Source organism: Spirochaetae bacterium HGW-Spirochaetae-1 (assembly GCA_002839375.1).
Taxonomy (GTDB): Bacteria; Spirochaetota; UBA4802; order UBA4802; family UBA5550; genus PGXY01.
This window is the reverse complement of record PGXY01000009.1, coordinates 188,046-209,822: the sequence shown is the minus strand read 5'-3', so window position 1 is coordinate 209,822 and position 21,777 is coordinate 188,046. Positions and strand designations below refer to the sequence as shown.

Here is a 21,777-nt window from a genome sequence, read left to right as displayed (position 1 = left end):
TACCCGTATTTTGTACCGGCCATCAGGCGAAGTCAAGATAAAAACAGAAATTGTTTTCATCCATCATTTATCGAGAAGATGCACCACCAGACCGCTTCTCAATTTAGGTTCAAACCAGGTTGATTTAGGCGGCATTATGCCATCGGTATCGGACACATTCATCAGCTGAATAAGAGTCGTGGGATACAAGGAAAAGGCGACTTTATATTTTCCGCTGTCCACAAGCTTTTCCAGTTCTTCCGTTCCCCGGATGCCCCCTATAAAGCTGATACGATTGTCGGTTCGGGGGTCCCCTATTCCGAGAACAGGCTCCAGGAGATGATCTTGCAGTATTTTCACATCCAGGCCTTCGATAGGATCTCCGGAGACGGTAAAGCGAGGCTTCAGCGTGGACCATGTTCCATCGAGATACATGGAAAACTCACAGGTCCCCAGAGGAACCTTGCGGCTGCTCTTTTCCACCGTGAATTCTTTCATCACTTGCTGCAAAAATGAATCGTTTTCCATGCCATTGAGATCTTTCACTGCCCTATTATAGGCCAGGATGCGGAGCTGGTCATGGGGAAATATGACCGCCAGAAAATGATTGAACTCCTCTTCGCCCGTATAAGCGGGGTTTTCTTTTCTCCTGTTCTGTCCCACGCGCACAGCGGATGCCGCCCGATGATGGCCGTCGGCAATATAGAGATTATCGCGACTGAAGGCCTTTTCAAAACCCGAAATCAGTTCAGGATTTTCAATAACCCGGACTATATGGGTTATGCCGTCTTCTGCGGTAAAATCATAGATCGGCTTTATGGATATAGCCTGGTCGAAAAGTTTCTTCTTGGCTCCATCCTCACGGTATAGAAGAAACACGGGGCCGCAATTGGCATTGAGAATATCCAGATGCCTTGTTCTGTCCTGCTCCTTATCTTCCCGCGTGAGCTCGTGTTTTTTTACCCTGTTTTCAATGTAATCATCAATGCTGACACAGGCGACAAGTCCCGTCTGGGACCGCCCATTCATTATCTGAGTGTAGAGGTACAGCCGGGGTTCCCTGTCCTGGATGAGGATGCCTTCGTGTATGAAGGAATCAAGGTTCCTCTTTCCCGCTGCATATACACTCTCATCATAGATATTGATATCCAGCGACATATCTATTTCAGGCTTTGTCACATGAAAAAAACTGTATTGGTTCCCCTCCGCCACCTGGCGCGCTTCATCGGAACTGAGTACATCGTAGGGAAGTTCGGCGACTTTTTCCGCCAGATCCGGTCTCGGGCGCAGGCCCCTGAATGCTTTAATTGCTGCCATAGTACCTCAATTAAATTAATTGGAAATGATGGTAACCGTTTAATAAATATTCATTTTTTTTGCAAGTATATTACCTTTCATCAAAATTTCAAAATACAACAAAAATCTTATATAGAAAAAGATAAATATATATTTTTTCATTGATTAATAATACACGATGGGTATTGTTTATCCATGAATTATCTTTCTTAATCGCGATATGGGGCATTTATCCTAATCCCTTATATCTTGATAATTATCATGCACTGTACAAATGCTTGGTCTTCTTATAGGAATTAACTACAACTTTATAAAATGCAGCAAGGAGTAAATCTATGTCACGAGTTTACAATTTTTCCGCCGGGCCGGCAATACTACCTGAATCCGTTCTCAAAAAAGCTGCCGTAGAAATGCTTGATTATAATAACACCGGCATGTCCGTCATGGAAATGAGTCATCGGTCAAAACCCTTCGAAGACATCATTAACGGGGCAGAGAATCTACTCCGCGACCTGATGAACATTCCTAAAAACTATCATGTCCTTTTTCTTCAGGGCGGCGCTTCAACACAATTCGCCATGATCCCCTTGAACCTTTTTAAAGGCAGCAAAAAATGCGACCTGATTCATACCGGGGCCTGGACGAAAAGAGCGATTGCCGAGGCAAAAAAATACGGAACGGTTAACATACTTGCCTCGTCAGAGGATAAAAATTTTTCATATATCCCCAAAGTTGATAAAAGCAAATTCAGCGCCGATGCCGATTATTTTTACATCTGCACCAATAATACAATTGAAGGAACAAAGTACTCCGAGTTTCCTGATACGGGGAAAGTACCCCTGATTGCCGACATGTCTTCCAATATCCTCTCGTCTGCAGTTGACGTTTCCCGTTTCGGTATCATCTTCGCCGGTGCCCAGAAAAACATTGGGCCGGCAGGCGTAACCGTTGTCATAATCAGGGAAGACCTGGTGGGAACCCCCATGGACATTACCCCCACGATGCTGAACTATGAAACGCATGCTAAAGAAAAATCTCTGTATAACACACCGCCAACGTATGGCATCTATATCGCCAAACTCGTATTTGAGTGGGTAAAAGAACTGGGCGGAATCACTTCCATGGAGAAGATAAACAGGGATAAGGCGGCAATTCTTTATGATTACCTGGACAATTCCAAGTTATTCAAGGCAACGGTGGCACCGGAAGACAGGTCCATTATGAACGTCCCCTTCATAACGGGATCTGAAGATATTGACAAGCAATTTATAGCCGAGGCCAGGAAAGAAGGCTTAACGGAACTCAAAGGTCACCGTTCCGTGGGAGGAATGAGGGCAAGTATATACAATGCAATGCCCACAGAAGGAGTGAAAAAACTTGTCGAATTTATGAAAAAGTTTGAATTAAAACAGGCGTAAGGAGTTCTCTATGTTTAAGATCCTCACCCTTAACAAAATTTCTCCCCTGGGACTGACATTGCTCCCGCCCGATAGTTATGAACACGCATCGGAAATTCCCCATCCCGACGGCATACTCGTCCGCAGCCAGGACATGCTCAAGATGGATATCCCCAGCACGGTCCAGGCAATCGCCAGAGCCGGTGCCGGTGTAAACAATATCCCTGTTGAACGCTGCTCGGAACAGGGCATCGTCGTTTTTAATACACCGGGTGCCAATGCAAACGCCGTAAAAGAACTGGTTATCCTGGGCCTCCTTCTGGGCTCGCGGAAAGTATATCAGGGAATTGCATGGACTAGAAGTCTGGCAGGAAAAGGATTAGAGGTTAAAAAACTCATTGAAAAAGAAAAGTCAAACTTTACGGGTCCTGAAATAAAAGGGAAGACCCTGGGCATACTTGGCCTGGGAGCCATCGGTGTACTCGTTGCCAATGATGCAGCGGCCCTGGGCATGAAGGTCATTGGCAGGGACCCTTATATTTCCGTAGAATCGGCCTGGGGCCTGTCCCGGGATGTTCAATGCGCTACAAGCCTGGAAAATCTTATCTCGGAGTGCGACTATATAAGCATACATATGCCTCTTACTGATGAAACCAGGGGTTTTCTCAACAGAAATCGTTTCAAGTTCATGAAAAAAGGTGTTGTACTCCTTAACTTTTCCCGGGAAGAGCTTGTCGATGAAGAATCCCTCTTAGAGGCATTACAGGACGGCACCGTGAGCACTTATGTCACTGATTTCCCCGGCGATGTACTCCTTAAACTCGACAATGTCATTCCCATACCGCATCTTGGCGCATCCACCCCTGAAGCCGAAGACAACTGTGCAATAATGGCAGTCAAGCAGATGAAGGAATTTCTTGAAAACGGGAATATAACCAACTCGGTCAACTTTCCCGGATGTTTCATGGAACGCAGCGGAAAAAAAAGAGTGGTTATTGGCAATAAAAATATTCCCAATATGATAGGACAGATAACCCCTATTCTTGCCGCCAACAATACTAATATTTCCGACTTTCTCAATAAAAGCAAGGGCGATTACGCGTATAATATTATTGATATTGACTCTGATATTGATGAAACTACGATCAATGCATTAAAGAAAATAAACGGTGTTGTCATGGTGCGGGTGATTTAATTCACCCCACCTTCTTATTTTCTTCCTATACCTCAGGCGCATCCTCACTTTTTCCTCATGATTAATGTCACTTCCGTCGAAAAATAAAGAGAATATTGTTTTTCATTTTTATTTTCACAAATTGCTAATCAGCATTTATTGAACAGGGGCCATTTTATGCAAAATATCGACTTTTATACTGGTCAGAATTCAAGGCAATTCTCTCACCAGTTTGATTCATCCGATCCTGAATATTTTACCAGAATTTCCGGCTCCCAGAATCACGACCAGGAACATATAAAGAAAAAGACGAGCAGGATGATATTTCTTATATCTGCCCTATGCATCATATCGTTCACCACTGGCCTTGCCATTGGGATTAAATTTGCCGGCGGCGAAGAACGCAAGATTGTCGATGATACTACCTTCAGGGCAGTGACAGACCTGAGGTCTAAAGTTTCCGGCATGATGACCCCTCAGAATGCCAATGCCGAAACAAAAAATAATTTTCCTGTTCAGGATTTCCCCTTTGTGATAAGCATCGGCCGTAGCACCTATTCCCCGGATCAATCACAGGAAATAGCGGCCTACCTCAGTTCGCAGGGACACCGCGTTATTCTTTCAAAAAAACAGAAGGGATACAGGATATATACCGGCCCGTATCAAAATAAACCCGAAGCGGAATCGGGCCTGAAAAAGCTTGACACCTGCACGAAATTTTCTATAGGTACTAACTGCAGAATCATAAAACGCCAGTAAGGATAGACCTATATTAATCGTGGGAAAACACCCGCCATTCATTATCATAAGAAGACCGAATACTGATGAGGCCGAATCGATCAGCGAACTGGTGTCGTCCTATGCCCAAAAGGAAATTGTTCTGCCCAGAACTGTGGATGAGATCCGCAACACCCTGGAAACATGGCTTGTTGCAGAATATGACAATAAACTCGTCGGCGCCGTTTCACGCTATGACTACGGACAGAAACTCCTGGAAATCCGTTCTCTTGTCGTAGACAATGCCTACGCAAAACTTGGGATCGGCTCCATCCTGGTAAAACAGATGATCAGGGAATTGCATCGGGAGGGAAAAGAAAAACTTTTTGTCCTGACCTATTCTCCTGAGTTTTTCAAGAAAAATGGCTTTCTCGAAGTACCCAAAGGTTCGCTGCCGGAAAAAATATGGAAAGACTGCATTAATTGTGCCAACAAGGATTCATGCGGAGAAACAGCCCTGATTTTTGCTCATAGCAGAATTTTGACGCGTCACTGACGAACTTTTACTATACTGCCATCCAGACTCACTACAACAGGCATACTTCCCATCCGTCACAAACCATCAGATGCGGGATATTTGTAATTCAAAGACAGGCTTTTTCAGCAGTTCCGGCAGATCCCTGCGCTCACCGACAGGAGCAATAGTCCTTATGATATAACCCAGTTTATTATTGACATAGATCCCCTCAAAACCAAAATATTTTTGGGGTCCGGTACTTTCATAACTGCTGATAATTCTGTGATCATTCCGCTCAATCGTCTGCCTGATTATTGATTCAAATCCTGTTTTATTGTGCAAGGATTCTTCCATGTCTTCAATTTTTTTAATCGGAACGGCAAATTCTTCCGCATCGACTGCTATCAGCATATCGAATTTTTCACCACCTGCCGCTTCTTTTCCCGTGATGGTCCTGACACCAAAGAGAATACCATTGTATCGGTAGGATACACTTTTCCTCCACCTGTTGTTCAATATAGTGACCTGCCCCGGCACACCAATTGAATAAAACATAATGTCATTTACAACCGAGGTCACTTCTCCCTGTCGATAAAGCAGGGGAGATGCCTTCTCATTGTATGCATCGAAACGCGATCCCTCGAGACGTTTCATCGTATTTAAAAGTGATGAAGCACGCGATTGGGAATCGATTATTCTCTGATCAGAACGTGGCATAGCCAGAATGGTTTTTATTAGAATGAGTCCCTCCACGGGATAGTGACTCTTAAAAAGTTCTTCCGTCTGACGTATATAATAGTCCATACCGCTTACAGTGATTGTCTTATACTGGAATTCCGGTTTCCCCGAAGTCCATATTTTCCCATTTTTATCAAAATAATAGACATTCCCGTCACCATCCCTGAAAAAACTCCAGTCAGGCATCTGGGCAGGAAGAAAATCGTACATCACGAGGAGCAGAAAGAGGATTATATGGAATACTTTATTCCCCATAATTTATAAAAATATGAAAAGAAGAAAACCTGCTATAATTACCAGGAACATAAGAGCAGCCAACACGTACATCAATTTACTATCAGCGATAGACTCACCGTTTTCAGTTTCAGTGCTTTCCATTCTGATCTTAACATTCTCTTCTTCAATCAGTTTTGCCAGGACACCCTTTGCTACGAGGGCATAGACGATGTAACCGCTTTTTTCCATAGGGATCTTGTCTTTAACCCTTCCCTTTATGGGTGAAATTCTTCCATCACCATCAACGGCATTCATGACGGATAATATCTTTTGTGATACGGCATCCTTGTTGGGGAGTAATACCATAATTTTTTCCCCAACAGCTATATCATTGATATATTTCCCTTTCACCGGAGCAACGATAGAGGTGCCTTCTACAACATATCGGGCCTCCGATTCAACAGCTTTCATTCTCTTTTCAAGTTCCGTTTCTTCGACAGGCAATGCCTGTTTCGATTCATCAGCGGGCTCTGACCCCGATGGCGTTGCAAGAAGCACACCACCCAGATCCATGGCCAGCGAACTGGTTGGTTCCAGTTCAATCTGACATTGGACCTGGTCATCAGGAAAAATTCCACGGACAATAAGCTGCATGGATTTAGTCAGGTTATCAAGATTTCCATCCTGGACTTCGGGGAAAATATCCTTTTCGACCATTCCATCGATAAGCCTGTCATTTAAGCCCGGCACCTCGGCCGCATCACCGCCCTGCCTGTAGGCATTAATGTCCTTATATAAAACCTTCCAGTCATCAAAAACGCGTACTTTATCATAGATGGTTGAATTGTTGACAAAAACCGATTCAATGCACGAAATGTATTCATCAATAATATTAAAAAATGCCAAAAATAATCCTGATTTTCTCGATTTTTGAAGAAAAAACTTTGTTTTTACAGCCACATTATCAAGGTATTGCCCTGAAGCCATGGCTTTAGCCTTATCCATACTACCGTTGGTATACTTCAAGGCCAGCTCAATGAGCCTTGTTTTTTCATTTAATGAATCATATTGTCCTGACATATTAATCTTCCTGGTTATCGACGATGCATTTTTCTATTATTTCGTACTTCTTCTGAGGGCTTAGATTTATAATTTTATCAATCCCCTGAAAAATTTTTTTACGGTATTTCGACGGTGTATCAATAATAAAAAATCCTTCATCTCCCAGATGGTTGTCAATTACTACATTCTCCGGGGGAAGCTTGATATTAAGAAGCGGTCCGTAAAACTTCACTATATAATCGGGTTTCATGAATTTGATTGAAAGTTTATCGCTTCCGATTTCAAGCCTTCGCATCACCCGGTACTTTTTATATTTATCCTTCGGAACTTTAGTCCAGTTTGCCGGGTTTTCTGTTATCTGTACAGATATTTTTTTTTCCTCTTCAGAAATGAGTACACGAATATACGTATTAAATGACTTATATAATGATAAAAGACCAAACAGGCTGTCATTACTAATAGGTCTTGTTTTTTTCATAATCTCCTTCATCGGCAGTTGTATGTATTTTTATCAGACAACTGCATAACTGTCAGAATCATTTCCCCGTATGATCCGAAGATTATTAAGTCGCTTCAGAATATTTTCTGTCTCCACCTCGGTAAGTCCGATCAATGACCTGATATCCTGAATGCTGGCGATCCTGTTTACACGGTAATAATTGATGATAACCATCTCGAGGTCAGTAAGTTCGCCTATAAAGAAATTATTATTTAGGCAGATGTCTTCAGTCATGACAACCATTTTTTTGTCATTATAATCCGAATAGGATCTGAGTACCGATGATATATTTATCTCTCCAATTCCTGAAATATTCCGTAGTTTTATATAAAACTTTTCATTTTTACTACCGGCGTCATTCAAAAGCTTTATTATGAACTCATCAATAAATGATGAATCAATTACCCTGATATCCAGAAAGTCAAGAATAACGACCTCTTCATCCTTTATAACAGATAAATCCTTCTTAATCTCCTCATACATGGCCCGTCCAACAGGACGAGTGAGCAGATCAGGAGATTTTATCTTTATTCTCTGTGCTACCTTTTTTATCTGAACTACCATATTTATTTACCCTATAATGATGAAAGCGAAATTGAAATTTGTGTACCGTTGAACTGCCCCAGGTCATTTTTCAAAAACATAAATGGCGAACCCGACTTTTTCTTATTATACAGTGCTGTTACCGATCCCGTATCAGATCGGATATAAATGGCCCCCTTGAGCTTTTCCACTATTGTATTAACCTGACACAGCCCAAATCCAAAATCCCTCTTGCTGGAAATAGGCTTTGTAAGAGCCATTTCAATCAGATCAGCGGTTGAATTGAATGTTATATTCTTTTTATTCTCAAAACTTTCCCGGATTCCAATTCCTGAATCTGATATTACCAATCTGAAAACATTTTCTTTTCCGATGGTATATGTCTGCATAGATATAAAGCCCGAATCCAGACTATGTTCAAAAATATTCTGACAGAGTTCCGAAATTACGGTAACAAAATAATCAATCACTGAATCTGACATCCAGAATTTTAATATGTGTTCCGCCCTTTTTCTGAAAATATCAATAACAGCGGTTATTACCTTAATACTCATCCGTTCCTTATTGGGTATCTCAATTATCTCGATCACCCGTGAACTTAAATTACTTCTCTTAAGAAGATATTTGTCACTCAATGGCTCCGGATCCTCAAATATGCCTGATTTAAAAAAATCCATCCTCACAAGATATTGATGTATATGGACTGGTAAATTTACCAACCTGAGTTTGTTTCCCGTTGCCCGTAAATAATTCCTTCCCATGAGGAGAACGGATATCATTGAATATGGTTCTATAAATGTTATCGCCGACATATCCAAGCCATTGATATCTCCCGTTAAATCTCTCTGAATATGAATAACGTCTTCGAATAAAAATGGATCCCGTAATTTGTTGGGTATCTTTATGGTTTTGCCGTTTTGATTCTCTTTCATATCTAATTGTTTTAATTCGAATATAGGCACGCTTAACTATATCATCGGTACAAGACAAAAGAAATTAACAATAAATATGGTAAAGATCGGGATTGAAGGGCCATAAAAAAAGCTGCCCATGACATGGGCAGCTTTCATTAAATTCTAATTGATAATGGTATGTGTTACATCATACCTGGCATTCCGCCACCCATACCGGGCATTCCCATAGGAGCATTCTCTTCCGGTTTATCCGTAATCAGAACCTCTGTCGTACACATCATACCTGATACTGAAGCCGCATTCTGCAGAGCTGTTCTCACAACCTTGGCAGGATCTATGATGCCGGCCTTGATCATGTCAACCCACTCAAATGTAGATGCGTTAAAGCCGATTCCGGGCTTTTCATTTTTCGCTTTTTCCACGATAACCGATCCTTCAAGACCGGCATTAAAAGCAATCTGTTTCATGGGAGCTTCAATGGACTTAAGGATAATTTCAGCGCCGATTTTCTCGTCGCCAGTCAATTTAGCCATGGCCTCTCTAACAGCCTTCTGAGCCGCGATAAGCGTCAATCCACCGCCGGAAACAATTCCCTCCTCAACGGCCGACCTGGTTGCTGAAAGTGCATCTTCAACACGCGCTTTCTTCTCTTTCAATTCGATTTCAGTAGCTGCGCCGACATTTATTACAGCAACCCCACCGGCAAGCTTGGCTTTCCTTTCCTGCAGCTTTTCGATATCATAATCAGAGGTCGATTCTTCTATCTGCTTCTGTATCTGGGCGATTCTCCCCTGCACTTCCTTCTGGGATCCAGCGCCTTCGATAATCGTGGTGTTTTCCTTGTCGATTATTATCTTTTTGGCTCTTCCGAGCATTTCAACCGTTGTGTTGTCGAGCCTCATGCCCAGATCTTCAGAGATCACCTGGCCACGGGTGAGAACGGCTAAATCTTCCAGCATCGCTTTCCTTCTGTCTCCAAAACCTGGAGCTTTGACAGCGACACAGGAAATCGTTTTGCGAAGAGTGTTAACAACTATCGTTGCCAGCGCCTCGCCTTCCACATCTTCGGCAATAATGAGCAACGGCCGGCCTGCCTGGGCAACCTTTTCCAGAACGGGCAGAAGATCTTTCATGGAAGAAACCTTTTTATCATGGATAAGGATGTAGGCATCTTCGATAATGGCGGACATGGTATCAGGATCAGTAGCCATGTAAGGAGAAATATAACCGCGGTCAAACTGCATCCCCTCGACAACTTCCAGATGGGTCTCGATGGATTTTGCTTCTTCCACGGTGATAACTCCATCCTTACCGACTTTATCCATGGCATCTGCAATCAGTTCGCCGATTTCATCATCATTGTTTGCAGAAATGGAAGCAACCTGGGCAATCTCTTTTTTATCTTTAATCTCGCGTGCAGTGGTTGCTATAAAACTAACTGCCGCCTCAACAGCCTTGTCAATACCCCTCTTCAGGCTCATGGGATTAGCACCGGCTGTTACATTTTTCAGGCTTTCCCTGTAAATCGCCTCGGCAAGAATAGTAGCCGTAGTGGTACCATCACCAGCTATATCGTTGGTTTTGGTTGCCACCTCTTTAACCATCTGGGCGCCCATATTTTCAAAATGATCTTCCAGCTCGATTTCCTTGGCGACAGTAACGCCATCCTTTGTCACCGTCGGTGAGCCGAACTTCTTATCGATCACGACATTTCTTCCTCTGGGTCCCAGAGTTACCTTTACAGCATCGGCGAGTTTAACCACACCCTGTAAAATCGATCGTCGAGCTTCTTCATTATACTGTAAAACTTTTGCCATTTTTCGTCCTCTTATCTTTTTGATTTTTTCTTGTGAAATTTCTCACATCAGTCTACGATTGCCAGCACATCAGTTTCTGAGAGAATCAAATATTCCTTTTCATTATACTTGATCTCTGTGCCTGAATACTTTCCGTAAAGAATAGTATCGCCAACCTTAACTGTCAGTGGTATCAGCTTATCACCATCACGTCGACCTTCGCCAACGGCAACTACCTTTCCTTGCTGGGGTTTTTCCTTAGCTGTATCCGGTACAAAAAGTGATCCCACCTTGGCAATTTCTTCTTCCACGGCTTCAATGAGAATTCTGTCTCCAATTGGTTTAATAGCCACGTACGTCCTCCTTAATTATTTAATATTACTGAATAGTTTATTTACTAACCTGTATAAAAGCAGTAGCGTGAATACATTTAGTTCTTAGTTTCCGAATGAGTATCGAATTGTATTTTTATTACTGTTTCAGTCAGTTCAGAAGATATTTGTTAGCACTCAATAAAATGAGTGCTAACAAGTTATTAATACACAATATTTCTATAGTTCATCAAGTCTAATATAAGGCAAATAAAGGCAATTGTAGCTATTTATTGCAAAATAAATCAATTTTTCTCAAATTTTCAAACATTTCTAATTAATTCAGCGTTTTAACACTTAAACTATGTATATCTCTAATTCTAAAAATCATTATACTCGCTTTTCCCCGGCACTGATGTCTGACTTTCCACCTTTCTTCTCTACTACTTGAATTTCACCAATTACCATACATTTGTCCACTGCCTTGCACATATCATAAATAGTCAAAGCGGCCACAGATACGGCAGTCAATGCCTCCATCTCAGCACCGGTTTTACCATGGAGTCTTATTTCGGAAGTCACTTCAATACCGCCTTTTTCCTTCTTTATTTCAATGCCCAGATCCACATATGATAATGACAGTGGGTGACACATGGGAATAAGCTCAGCAGTTCTTTTTGCTGCCAGAATACCGGCAATACGTGCTACTTCAAACAGATCACCCTTAGGAAGCAGCCTTCTTTCAATCAGTTCCAGTGTTTCAGGTGACATGCTGACAAACCCACAGGCACGGGCTGTTCTCCTGGTTATGTCTTTCTCGGAGACATCCACCATTTTAGATGTCCCGTCACTGGAATAATGAGAAAATTCTTCCATTTCAACTCCGGAAAATAAAATTCTAAACACATAAAAACACTTGAATTCAGGCAAATATTCGTATTAATACAATTAGAAAAGGATTACCAGAAGACATCCGCAACGGTGATAAAAGGGGGGAAGGATGTCAAGCAACAATATCGCTTATAATATTAATAACTCAATTAGCTTTCTTCGGAACATTCCTTTTTCCAGATACAGCGGTATATATAAAATACGATACCTGCCATGATATATAGACTGGTGAAGGCAAAAACAGACCACATATTAAAGTAATAAAGCAGCAGTATATTTATAACCGTGGTTATCATAATGGCTGCTTTCCCCTTGCTGGCTATATCAGAAAAAAGTTTCATATAATCAACTTCTGAAACCATCAATAGTGCTACAATGGCAAAGATCGGAACAAATAATTCAATGGGAAATTGAAAATTAATTTTCCCAATGAAGGGAATTCTTGAAAAAGGCAGAGCCGGTATTGATGCTATAAAAATACCCGCAGCCGGTGAAGGTAGTCCGGTAAACCCCTTCTTGCCTGAGCCTTCAATATTAAACTTTGCCAGCCTGTACGTTGCGCAAATGGGGAAAATCGGTGCAATTATCATACCCCAGTTCAGCCCAAGAAATCCAGCGTCGGGCATCTTTGAAAGATAGGCCTGATAAGCGATAAAACCAGGAGCGATACCGTAAGCAATTTCGTCCGCAAGAGAATCGAGCTGGATGCCAATCGGGCTGGTAACCTTCAAGGCCCTGGCTGTGGCACCATCGATAAAATCAAAAAAAGAAGCGACAAAAACAAGAACACCAGCAATGGCAATAGACTCGGGATTTCCCCTGCTGGCCATTATAATGGCAATAAAACCCAACACCATGTTTGTCATAGTGAATGTGTTTGGTATGATAGCCCTTTTCTCTGTCATGCCGGCTCCTGATACATTAATTTTTACCTAAGATAGTTACAGTAACAGTATCATGTCAATAAAAAAACAATCCCTATAAATACATCAAAAAATGCCGCTGCAAAGCGCGATGATCAGAAAAAATAACATCGGCCTCGCTCAAATATTCCTTCGGCAGGGTCGTTTCCACGGCATAGCATAAAAGACCTGCATTTTTAGCGGCCCTGATCCCCATGGGGGCATTCTCAATTACCAGTGTTGAATCAACTTTCGCCCCAATCTTTTTTAGCGCCTTTATGTATGATTCCGGATGGGGCTTGCCGTGCAAAACATCATCGGAAGTGACGATCACCGACATTGACTGAATTATTCCCGGAGGTACTGTCTCATCCACGGTAGCCCGGTGCGATCCCGTCACCAGTCCCATGCGAATTTTCCTGCTCTTTAAAATATTGATGATATCATCAATTTCTGCAAATAGCCTGATTTCATTTTTTTGAAAGAAAGTATGTTTGCTTTCAATTATTCCAATAAGACTTTCTTCGTCAGGTAGGGGCATTTTTTTTTCAAGGAAAATGTCACGAATAGAAGCGGGGCCTGACATTCCCTCACGCCTGTAAATGTCGATATCTTCAAGGACAATACCCAGTGCGCTGAATGTCTTCTTCCAGGCCCTGGCATGAACCGGCATGGAATTTATCAGTACACCATCGAGATCAAAAAGGATATTAGTAATTTCTTTCATATGACGGGGAGCAATTTTCAATCACAGCGTTCTTCCATTTCGGCCATAGATTTTTCTCCATCCTGAATCTTGGACTGGAGTTTTTTCTCAAGATCCTCATGGGCTTTCCCTATGCTTCTGGAATAATTCAGCAGCGTAACGGCATGCTTGAGATTATGAAGATATTTCTGCTGAGTAATCAAATCCTTGCAATCGCTGTCTCCCGCAACAGTGAACTGGTCTACGTAGCGTGATGATATATCGAAGTATTCATCCTGAATATCCTTTTTTAACTTTTCAAAGAATACCAGATCGAGTATCTGTGATTCATCGATCTTTTCGAGGTATTCCGGCCCATATTGGATAATTATCTTGTAGGCTTTTTTCGACTCCTCATAATTCCGGCTATTTATCCTATCCATGAATACTTTAATGGGATCCTGTTTCACCGTGGCTACGGACATGAGACCAAGCAAAAAGGTTGATATAATTATGCCCACGGCAAATCCCGTCGTGATGGTCTTTTTATAACGATAATATATTACTGCCAGGGGGATAGCGCCCCAGAATAAAATTTTTAGAACTATCTGAAGTATTTTTAACCAATCAAACATGTGCGAGCTCCGTTGATATTCTTTTTCGTTCCGCGTGCCGTTGACGGGCCAGGTCTATCAGCTTATCAAGAAGTCTGGCATAGGAAAGACCCGTGTATTCCCACAGCTTGGGATACATGCTGATGCTTGTAAACCCGGGTAGTGTATTTATCTCATTCAGGTAATAGTTACTGCTGCCTCGCTCAAGGAAAAAATCAACACGCGCCATACCGCTACAATTAAGAATACGGAATGCCTGGACAGCCGCCTCCCTGATATCGGCTGAAAGAAATTCATCAATGTTGGCGGGGATAACCAGCTCAGCGCCCTGGCTGTCTATATATTTCGCCTCGTAAGAATAGAATTCATGCTTCGGAATAATCTCTCCCAGGTATGAGGCTTCGGGATCATCATTGCCCAGAACCGCGCATTCGATCTCCCGCGCTGCAATGCCATCCTCAATCATAATTTTATTGTCAAAACGCAATGCAAAATCAACGGACTCTTCCAGTAAAGCCGGCTCATTCACCTTCTTTACTCCTACTGATGAACCGGCGCTGCATGGTTTAACAAACAGTGGGTAGGCGAAAGCATCATTAATATCAGCCGCTATCTTCTTTCGGTTGCTTGACCAGTCACGGTGAGTTATTATTTTCCAGGGAACAACGGGAATCCCTCCGTCCCTGAGGAGACGTTTGGAAACATCCTTATCCATACCGATCGCCGAACCTGCAACATCAGCCCCCACATAGGGAACCATGGCCAGCTCAAGAAGCCCCTGCAGGGTCCCATCCTCACAAAAGGTCCCGTGTATCACGGGAAAGACCACATCGACAGCAACCTCTTTATCCGAATCGCTGTCACGCAGTACGAGGGCGTTTCCTTTCTCGTAATGATTGACAGTCCAGTTTCCCTTGCGTTCCAGGTTCATTTTTCTGCCGAAATCTTTATCATCTACAATTACCGGCTCATCCTGAACATACCATCGCCCGTCCCGGTCGATGCCTATGGCAACCACTTCATATTTTGAACGGTCCAGGGATGCAACTACCGATGCCGCAGAACAGAGAGACACATCATGTTCCCCTGACCTCCCGCCGTACAGGACTCCAACAGTAATCATCGACTATTGCTCCTCTTCAAGAAATTCTTTATGTATAATTGTCAGAGCCAGTTCCGTATACTTGCTGTCAATAACGCAGGAGATGCCGATTTCCGACGTGGAGATCATATCAATATTGATTCCCTCATCGGCCAGAACTCTGAACATCCTGGCCGCAACACCATAGGAAGAAAGCATGCCCACTCCCACGGCCGATACTATGGCAATATCTTCCTTATAGTCGATTGACGATGCCCCAAGCTTTCCTTTCAGGTCCTCACAGATTTCCCGGGCCCTTTTCAGGTCGCTTTTCAACACCGTAAATGAGATTGAAGCCCGGTTATTGAATCCAGTGGACTGAACAATCATATTGACATATAATTTTTCATCACCCATGGATTTAAAAAGCTCGGCTGCTATGCCCGGCTTATCGTCAAGATCACGTATGCTGATCTTGGCCTCGTTCTTTTTCGATGTGACGCCGCTTATAATAAATTTCTCCATCATCTCCTCCCGGGGCATAACAATGGTTCCTTCCTCAAAGTTATAGCTGGACCTCACGTGGAGGCGCACATTAAATTTTTTTGCGAACTCCACTGACCTGGAATGGAGCACTCCTGCGCCAAGACGGGAGAGCTCCAGCATTTCTTCATAGCTGATTTCCTTCAGTTTCCTGGTCTTTTCAATAATCCGGGGATCGGCCGTATACACGCCGTTCACGTCGGTGTATATCTCGCAGTCCCGCACGCCCAGCACGGCAGCAAGGGCCACTGCCGAGGTGTCGGAACCGCCGCGGCCCAGTGTGGTGATATTCTCCTCGTTGTCGATGCCCTGGAATCCGGCCACGATGACAACATCGTTTTTCTCCAGGGAGCTCTTCATCCGGTCCGCTGAAATGCTTTCAATTTTTGCATCGGTGAAATTGCCGTCGGTCAGCACCTTCACCTGGGCTCCCGTATGGGATACGGCCTGTACGCCCAGTTCATGCATGGCCATGGCAAGGAGTGATATGGATACCTGTTCGCCCGTAGAGAGAAGCATATCCAGCTCGCGCCGGCTCGGGTTCGCCGTAATCTGCGATGCCAGGTCCAGCAGCTCGTCCGTGGTCTGTCCCATGGCCGAGACCACCACCACGACCCGGTAGCCTCGTTCCACATATCCCCTGATGCGGGCAGCTACGGCCTTAATGCGCTCGGCATTCTTTACCGAGGTGCCGCCGTATTTCTGAACGATGATTCTGTCAGTCATTTTTATTAAATCATTCGATTATTCTGAACATCATAAATTTAGTTCAATCGCTGAACCCGCAGCCACATCAACATCCTGAGGGCCTGCCGTGAAATTTGAAAACAGTTCACCGAACGCAGGTGGGGATGCATAATACAAATCATATCTTCCAGGGGAAACATTTTCGATGGCATAGTTACCTCCACTGGCAACTGTTGCAAGAAGAGGCAGCTTGAATGCATCAGCGGCTGTGCTATAAGCGGACCATTCAGTTTCAAAGGTATCTTGATCAACACATGAAATAATAAAAGCATTCATGTCCGCTTTATATTTCTCATATTTCAAATAATAATCCAGCAGGGCCGATATTGATCCTGCTCCCGATGGAGCTTTTGGCGCATCACAATTCCCAACATTAGTACTCCTTAAATCAGCAGCTACAACATAGTCGCTTATCAATTCTCCATCAGGTACCGCTACAATGTAGTCTCCATTGGCAGGAATGCCATCGACAGTTCCATAAATTGAACCAGTCCTACCCGGAACATAAGCCCGTGCCACAGCCAGAATATTCCCCCCTATCGCGGCGCTTCCCGACTGGAGATCCCCGGGCTGCACGTCGCGCAGCCAGTCACTGAGACCGAAGAAATGAGCCACAAAGGGGTTGTCGGCCGTATAATCAAAACGGTCATATTCATATTTCTTAATAAAGTTCTTAACCACAAAGCGCACTTCGAGAACGGTTTTATCCGTGTCATTATCGAAAGTAAGGCCTCCCTCAATAGGGATCGTCACGGGAAAAATTCTGTTCGTTGAATCACTCTCGAGCCGCCAGGTATCGTAGAGATAATTGGTCTGAAGCTGGTTGAAGTCAAAACCCTCGGTTGTATGTTCCCTGAAAATAACCTCGGTCGGTTCACCGGCCGACCAGCCGTCTGCCGACAGTTCATATTTCATCGCCTTGTCGAAAATCATCTTGCGGAAGTATATCTTTATATGCGTATAGGTCCTGTCCGGCTCGGGATCGTCGTTATCAAGGATTATCCCGTCATTAAAAAAAACATCGGTATCATCAATCCCCACAGTGTAGGTCTGCCGGTATATGCTGAACTTCATATCTTTAGAACCGCCACCGGAAAGACGCATCTCGGCGATATCGAACTTAAAAGAATCTGGCAAATCAGCAATAGTAGTAACGTCAGTCGGTGGATAATCATCAATCGAACCATCATTGACATTTACGGGTGCCTGCCATGCTCTTTCATCATTAGATGCATAGGTACCTTTAAGCCGCACCTCGAGCCTGTTAGTGGCCAGCTCAGTAAAGAGCGGCCTGTCCCAGCAACCCGGAACTGCAGCCCCAAGAGCTACGAGTAATAATGTATTTTTTATTATCCTGGTCATCATATTAAACTTTCCGCCATATTGAAATTATTCACTGGAGATCAATCAATTAAAAATATCAAAAATTAACATTGAAAAAAAGTGCTATTCCCGTATTAAGAAAGTGTCCTCCCATTTTCGCCCCGTTGAGATATCCTTCATACACATAAATATAATCTATGCGTGCCCCGATGTTGATGACCCTTCCAGCGGGAAAGGACATCTCTATACCAGTCATGAACAAGGGGTCCCAGCGGCCCCGATCATCGGGAAAAATATGAATATATGCCCCGCCGAAACCGCCCTTGACCTGCAGTTTCACCGGAAGGTTGATCGGTAGAAGATAAATCGCGCTGGCATACAGAGGGATAAAATGCATCCTGTTTACCCCCTTTGAAGGGAAAAACTGGTATGATGAATCAACACCGACCTTTATCGGTCTATAAGGAGTATTGTAACGGAAAAACAATCCGCCGCCGATACTTGCATCCACAAGATCTGCGGTTTTATATATGGGGGTGATAGGTCCGAACCATCCGCCTATTTGCGGTCTCAGAAAATAATCCTTTCTGCTTTCAAAGGCAAAAACCTGTGAGGACATGAACAGCAGACAAAGACCTGCAAAAACAGACAATATTCTATTATAGTTCATAACATTTCTCTTGATTTGTAAATTCATCTCACATCCTGACATTACAGCCATATTTGATTTGCAGTATTTTAAATATCCGGAGCTCAAAGCAGCAACATGCGCATGTGACTCGACAGCATACATTTGGTTTGAGACCCGCATAAGCACTTTGTTACATAATTAAGCGCTAATGATCGGCAACTCACGATATATGTCAAATACATTAATTAACATGACAGGGCACATATTACGGCTGAGAATGACGCATTGTTTTACATCACTTAGAAGATTCCTGAAAATCACCAAATGAAGCTTTTATCGAAGATAGATCCGGATCATACATGACTCTATTCAGATACAATCCATAAGCAGGTGCCGTTACTCCCCCGAGATCCCGATCCTTCTGCGCCAGAATCTTCTTCATTAACGATGGGTTCTTACCTTGCCTGAACATTTCAAGAGAGGTACCGATAATTATCCGTATCATATTATGCAGAAAGGCGTTACCGTTGATGATGATATTAACATAATCCCCATCCCGGTGCACTGATATGCCATTTATCTTTCTTACGGTATTTTCCATGCGTGACTTTTTCTTACAGAAGGAGGCAAAATCATGTTCACCCACAAGATAGGATAACGTTTCAGAAAGATAATCGGTATCAAGGGGATGGTTGACCCACATAGCTCTGTACTGCATGAAAGGACTTCTCTGCGGGTGATTATATATTTTATACATATACTCCCTCTCCCGCGCTGAATATCGTGCATGAAAATTGTGATCTACCTCATATATTTTCCGCACCGACACATCTCTGTCAAGAATTCCATTGAGACCAATACACAGCCTTTCAATCTTCAAATCGCTTTCACAGTCAAAATGGACAACCTGTCCCAGGGCGTGAACACCCGCATCCGTTCTTCCCGATGCATAGATTCGAACATTTTCCTTAGTTAGAATATGCAGAGCATTTTCCAGTTCTCCCTGCACCGTCCTGCCGTTGTTCTGCACCTGTAGTCCGTTGAAGGCGGTTCCATCATACTGAATGACAAGCGCTAGACGTCGCTTTTCCCTATTTCCTGATTCCATTCTTCCAGCATCTCATTAATCTTGTCATAAAGAAGTCTTGTTTTATCCAGCAACTCTCCTGGTTTTGTCTTGGATTGTTTTCCAATGCCAAAGAGCCTGCTTAAATATCTCTTGCTTTTCTCAAAATTTTCAATTCTTTTGGCTATTTCCTTTTCCCTGGCACCGATTTTAACGGTCAGAACCGCGGAAACATAAAGAATACCGTCATATCCCCAGTTTTTATCCGTATCAGGACCCATATTTCCAGCCGCATCCGTAGGCTCTTCACCGGTTTGTATCAGGTCAAGAATGCGCATATAGTACTGATAGGCCTTTTTGTAAAAAAAGAGGGATATCTTTTTAAAATCTTTTTCCGGATTTTCTAGCGCTAAATCATTGAAAAGCCATGCTGCGCGGATTGCTGAAACAGCATTTTTGAACGTCGGGGCCACCTTTTTGTTTCTTACATTATAACAATCCATTGACAACATATACGAGGAAGCTCCAAGGACAAGGTTTCTATCCTGATTGAAGTTTATATTGCCAAAAAATTTAGCCACTGCACTTTTCCTTGCGGGAATCAACTCACGAAGTTTATCAACTTCCTGGATCTCGAGAGTGTTAAAATCCCTGGGGTATGCGGCGTATAAGCAACTCGGACAAACTGTAACCTGGTAAACCATCGGAATGATATTGCCAAATTTTTTATTATCCTCATAGAGTCGTCGAAGCTCATCGGTTAGTTTCCCCGCGATAAGACGCCCTCCCCCCGAAAAAAGCTCTTCACGGTAAAATTCATAGGAACATACAGGGCACATTGTCGAGTTCTTTTGCCTGAAAGATATTTTCTTTTGTGCTTCCATCAGAAATCTCCATTTATTCCCGGGACCCATTAAATCCATGGATCAATTTTAAATACTAAACTTGGATTACTGCCATTCAATTTATCACGAGGGAACAATACATTGTGCAAATTACTTGTTTTTAATATGAATCTCAACTATCAGCATCATTTATATCAAGTATACATTTCACGGAAATATTACAAACAATAAGTTAGTACATTACGATGAATAACCATAAAAAATCAATTATCTTTTTGATATAATCATTTTCAAAGACGCTTTAATATCAAGATATTAAAAACAAATTCCGATAAAATATTGTACACCTGTTTCCACGGTATAAGCATAATAAAGGGAAACATTTTGCATGATTGAGCCATGACCTGTAAGGAGACATCATGAAATTTAAAATAATTTTAATTTCAATTCTTATACCTACCATCTGCTTTATACATCATGATACGCAGGCTATTTCAGCCTCTGTAAAGGCTGCAAAAGATTATAAATTTACTATTGATATTTTACGTAAATTAAGAACCATCGTTGAGAATTTCCCAACCGAGGAAAAAACAAAATCGTATGAAAAAATCAAGGCTCAATTCCAGGCGGCGGGAGAAGATTATTACGGTCAGGACTTCACTTCCTCAGTTCTTAAGTTCAAGGCACTTAAAGCCGATCTGATGGTTTTCATGGAACAGATTGCAAAGGACTATCTTGAAAGAACAAAAAGTATACTCGATTCAACCTCCAAGGAATCATTCGATATTATAATTGATTTCAGCAAGGACAGCAGTTTTGCTAAATATTTTCATAAACCTTTTGATCCTCTCAATGGAGTCCAGCCATATACTGACAAATACACTCATCTTGATTACCACTTCTTCAGAGACCGTGAAACTATTGAGCGATATATAAAAAGCGGATACCAGAATTATCATTATTCAAAACGATTATATGAAGATCCTGAAATTGTCATACTAAAAAATAAGAAAAAAATAACATCTCAAAATATGGATTATATAATAGACCGATATATGGATGTGGTTATCTTCTGCCGCCAGGCAAAGCAGTATGGCATTGAGATACATAAAATTAGAAAGATTAATGAGTTGGGGGACATCGTCAGAAAATATAACCTGACACAGGGACAGCTTACCCCGATTTTTGATGATAGAATACCTAAGGAATTCAAGGTTGATGCTATTGACAATCTCAATCTGCTATACACGGTAGAGCAAAGAAGACTGTCAGAGCACAAATAACAATATA

23 protein-coding genes are annotated in these 21,777 nt (G+C 42.6%); 5 read left to right on the top strand and 18 right to left on the bottom strand.

Annotated elements, in window-relative coordinates; translation table 11 throughout:
• Nucleotides 1-63 precede the first annotated feature (63 nt).
• Nucleotides 64-1,296 carry a DUF1015 domain-containing protein gene (locus CVV44_18295; GenBank protein PKL36169.1) on the bottom strand — a complete coding sequence of 411 codons (1,233 nt, stop codon included), beginning with the start codon at nt 1,294-1,296 and terminating at the stop codon, nt 64-66.
• Between the two features lie 314 nt (nt 1,297-1,610).
• Between CVV44_18295 and CVV44_18290 the strand changes: the two genes are divergently transcribed.
• The 4 genes from CVV44_18290 (at nt 1,611) to CVV44_18275 (ending at nt 5,119) form a co-directional block, all read left to right on the top strand.
• A complete protein-coding gene (locus tag CVV44_18290; GenBank protein ID PKL36168.1) occupies nt 1,611-2,693 on the top strand; it encodes a 3-phosphoserine/phosphohydroxythreonine aminotransferase in 1,083 nt (360 codons plus the stop codon).
• A gap of 10 nt (nt 2,694-2,703) precedes the next feature.
• Nucleotides 2,704-3,867 (top strand): 3-phosphoglycerate dehydrogenase, encoded by a 1,164-nt coding sequence (locus tag CVV44_18285; protein ID PKL36167.1) that lies wholly within the window; start codon nt 2,704-2,706, stop codon nt 3,865-3,867.
• Nucleotides 3,868-4,023: 156 nt separating this feature from the next.
• Entirely contained in the window at nt 4,024-4,605 is a 582-nt protein-coding gene (locus tag CVV44_18280; GenBank protein ID PKL36166.1) for a hypothetical protein, read from the top strand.
• 10 nt (nt 4,606-4,615) lie between these two features.
• Nucleotides 4,616-5,119: a GNAT family N-acetyltransferase gene (locus CVV44_18275; protein ID PKL36165.1), complete on the top strand. Its 504-nt coding sequence runs from the start codon at nt 4,616-4,618 to the stop codon at nt 5,117-5,119.
• A gap of 66 nt (nt 5,120-5,185) precedes the next feature.
• Here the strand turns inward: CVV44_18275 and CVV44_18270 are convergent, their stop codons facing one another.
• From CVV44_18270 to CVV44_18190, 17 genes are all read right to left on the bottom strand, one after another.
• The gene (locus tag CVV44_18270) at nt 5,186-6,073 is read right to left on the bottom strand and encodes a hypothetical protein (GenBank protein ID PKL36164.1); all 888 of its coding nucleotides are present in this window, start codon (nt 6,071-6,073) and stop codon (nt 5,186-5,188) included.
• A 3-nt stretch (nt 6,074-6,076) separates the two neighbouring features.
• Nucleotides 6,077-7,114, bottom strand: a complete 1,038-nt coding sequence (locus CVV44_18265; GenBank protein ID PKL36163.1) for a hypothetical protein — start codon at nt 7,112-7,114, stop codon at nt 6,077-6,079.
• 1 nt (nt 7,115) lies between these two features.
• Nucleotides 7,116-7,574: a hypothetical protein gene (locus CVV44_18260; GenBank protein ID PKL36162.1), complete on the bottom strand. Its 459-nt coding sequence runs from the start codon at nt 7,572-7,574 to the stop codon at nt 7,116-7,118.
• 33 nt (nt 7,575-7,607) lie between these two features.
• A complete protein-coding gene (locus tag CVV44_18255; protein ID PKL36161.1) occupies nt 7,608-8,159 on the bottom strand; it encodes a hypothetical protein in 552 nt (183 codons plus the stop codon).
• A gap of 11 nt (nt 8,160-8,170) precedes the next feature.
• Nucleotides 8,171-9,070 (bottom strand): hypothetical protein, encoded by a 900-nt coding sequence (locus CVV44_18250; GenBank protein PKL36160.1) that lies wholly within the window; start codon nt 9,068-9,070, stop codon nt 8,171-8,173.
• 164 nt (nt 9,071-9,234) lie between these two features.
• On the bottom strand, nt 9,235-10,869 hold the full coding sequence (gene groL, locus CVV44_18245; GenBank protein PKL36159.1) for a chaperonin GroEL: 1,635 nt from the start codon (nt 10,867-10,869) through the stop codon (nt 9,235-9,237).
• 47 nt (nt 10,870-10,916) lie between these two features.
• On the bottom strand, nt 10,917-11,201 hold the full coding sequence (locus CVV44_18240; GenBank protein ID PKL36158.1) for a co-chaperone GroES: 285 nt from the start codon (nt 11,199-11,201) through the stop codon (nt 10,917-10,919).
• Nucleotides 11,202-11,549: 348 nt separating this feature from the next.
• Nucleotides 11,550-12,035: a cyclic pyranopterin monophosphate synthase MoaC gene (gene moaC, locus CVV44_18235; protein ID PKL36157.1), complete on the bottom strand. Its 486-nt coding sequence runs from the start codon at nt 12,033-12,035 to the stop codon at nt 11,550-11,552.
• A gap of 164 nt (nt 12,036-12,199) precedes the next feature.
• Nucleotides 12,200-12,955 (bottom strand): CDP-diacylglycerol--serine O-phosphatidyltransferase, encoded by a 756-nt coding sequence (locus CVV44_18230; GenBank protein PKL36156.1) that lies wholly within the window; start codon nt 12,953-12,955, stop codon nt 12,200-12,202.
• A 73-nt stretch (nt 12,956-13,028) separates the two neighbouring features.
• On the bottom strand, nt 13,029-13,700 hold the full coding sequence (locus CVV44_18225; GenBank protein PKL36155.1) for an HAD family phosphatase: 672 nt from the start codon (nt 13,698-13,700) through the stop codon (nt 13,029-13,031).
• Nucleotides 13,697-14,272 carry a hypothetical protein gene (locus CVV44_18220; protein PKL36154.1) on the bottom strand — a complete coding sequence of 192 codons (576 nt, stop codon included), beginning with the start codon at nt 14,270-14,272 and terminating at the stop codon, nt 13,697-13,699. The genes CVV44_18225 and CVV44_18220 overlap by 4 nt, the downstream gene beginning before the upstream one ends.
• On the bottom strand, nt 14,265-15,374 hold the full coding sequence (locus CVV44_18215) for a D-alanine--D-alanine ligase A (protein ID PKL36153.1): 1,110 nt from the start codon (nt 15,372-15,374) through the stop codon (nt 14,265-14,267). The genes CVV44_18220 and CVV44_18215 overlap by 8 nt, the downstream gene beginning before the upstream one ends.
• 3 nt (nt 15,375-15,377) lie before the next feature.
• Nucleotides 15,378-16,601: an aspartate kinase gene (locus CVV44_18210; GenBank protein ID PKL36152.1), complete on the bottom strand. Its 1,224-nt coding sequence runs from the start codon at nt 16,599-16,601 to the stop codon at nt 15,378-15,380.
• A gap of 30 nt (nt 16,602-16,631) precedes the next feature.
• Entirely contained in the window at nt 16,632-17,987 is a 1,356-nt protein-coding gene (locus tag CVV44_18205) for a hypothetical protein (protein ID PKL36151.1), read from the bottom strand.
• A 55-nt stretch (nt 17,988-18,042) separates the two neighbouring features.
• Nucleotides 18,043-18,564, bottom strand: a complete 522-nt coding sequence (locus CVV44_18200) for a hypothetical protein (protein PKL36150.1) — start codon at nt 18,562-18,564, stop codon at nt 18,043-18,045.
• Nucleotides 18,565-18,871: 307 nt separating this feature from the next.
• Complete coding sequence (locus CVV44_18195) at nt 18,872-19,684, bottom strand: tRNA pseudouridine(38-40) synthase TruA (protein ID PKL36273.1); 813 nt, start codon at nt 19,682-19,684, stop codon at nt 18,872-18,874.
• Complete coding sequence (locus CVV44_18190; protein ID PKL36272.1) at nt 19,651-20,526, bottom strand: DUF2225 domain-containing protein; 876 nt, start codon at nt 20,524-20,526, stop codon at nt 19,651-19,653. Before CVV44_18190 ends, CVV44_18195 begins: the two co-directional genes overlap by 34 nt.
• Nucleotides 20,527-20,906: 380 nt before the next feature.
• Here CVV44_18190 and CVV44_18185 point away from each other — a divergent pair, with 380 nt between their 5' ends.
• Complete coding sequence (locus CVV44_18185; protein ID PKL36149.1) at nt 20,907-21,770, top strand: hypothetical protein; 864 nt, start codon at nt 20,907-20,909, stop codon at nt 21,768-21,770.
• The last annotated feature ends 7 nt before the right edge of the window (nt 21,771-21,777 follow it).

Bases quoted from the DNA above. Each gene is read 5' to 3' on its own strand.
- CVV44_18295 (PKL36169.1), bottom strand. From the start codon at position 1,296: ATGGCAGCAATTAAAGCATTCAGGGGCCTGCGCCCGAGACCGGATCTG.
- CVV44_18290 (PKL36168.1), top strand. From the start codon at position 1,611: ATGTCACGAGTTTACAATTTTTCCGCCGGGCCGGCAATACTACCTGAA.
- CVV44_18285 (PKL36167.1), top strand. From the start codon at position 2,704: ATGTTTAAGATCCTCACCCTTAACAAAATTTCTCCCCTGGGACTGACA.
- CVV44_18280 (PKL36166.1), top strand. From the start codon at position 4,024: ATGCAAAATATCGACTTTTATACTGGTCAGAATTCAAGGCAATTCTCT.
- CVV44_18270 (PKL36164.1), bottom strand. From the start codon at position 6,073: ATGGGGAATAAAGTATTCCATATAATCCTCTTTCTGCTCCTCGTGATG.
- CVV44_18265 (PKL36163.1), bottom strand. From the start codon at position 7,114: ATGTCAGGACAATATGATTCATTAAATGAAAAAACAAGGCTCATTGAG.
- CVV44_18260 (PKL36162.1), bottom strand. From the start codon at position 7,574: ATGAAAAAAACAAGACCTATTAGTAATGACAGCCTGTTTGGTCTTTTA.
- CVV44_18255 (PKL36161.1), bottom strand. From the start codon at position 8,159: ATGGTAGTTCAGATAAAAAAGGTAGCACAGAGAATAAAGATAAAATCT.
- CVV44_18250 (PKL36160.1), bottom strand. From the start codon at position 9,070: ATGAAAGAGAATCAAAACGGCAAAACCATAAAGATACCCAACAAATTA.
- groL (PKL36159.1), bottom strand. From the start codon at position 10,869: ATGGCAAAAGTTTTACAGTATAATGAAGAAGCTCGACGATCGATTTTA.
- moaC (PKL36157.1), bottom strand. From the start codon at position 12,035: ATGGAAGAATTTTCTCATTATTCCAGTGACGGGACATCTAAAATGGTG.
- CVV44_18230 (PKL36156.1), bottom strand. From the start codon at position 12,955: ATGACAGAGAAAAGGGCTATCATACCAAACACATTCACTATGACAAAC.
- CVV44_18220 (PKL36154.1), bottom strand. From the start codon at position 14,272: ATGTTTGATTGGTTAAAAATACTTCAGATAGTTCTAAAAATTTTATTC.
- CVV44_18215 (PKL36153.1), bottom strand. From the start codon at position 15,374: ATGATTACTGTTGGAGTCCTGTACGGCGGGAGGTCAGGGGAACATGAT.
- CVV44_18210 (PKL36152.1), bottom strand. From the start codon at position 16,601: ATGACTGACAGAATCATCGTTCAGAAATACGGCGGCACCTCGGTAAAG.
- CVV44_18205 (PKL36151.1), bottom strand. From the start codon at position 17,987: ATGATGACCAGGATAATAAAAAATACATTATTACTCGTAGCTCTTGGG.
- CVV44_18200 (PKL36150.1), bottom strand. From the start codon at position 18,564: ATGTCCTCACAGGTTTTTGCCTTTGAAAGCAGAAAGGATTATTTTCTG.
- CVV44_18195 (PKL36273.1), bottom strand. From the start codon at position 19,684: ATGGAATCAGGAAATAGGGAAAAGCGACGTCTAGCGCTTGTCATTCAG.
- CVV44_18190 (PKL36272.1), bottom strand. From the start codon at position 20,526: ATGGAAGCACAAAAGAAAATATCTTTCAGGCAAAAGAACTCGACAATG.
- CVV44_18185 (PKL36149.1), top strand. From the start codon at position 20,907: ATGAAATTTAAAATAATTTTAATTTCAATTCTTATACCTACCATCTGC.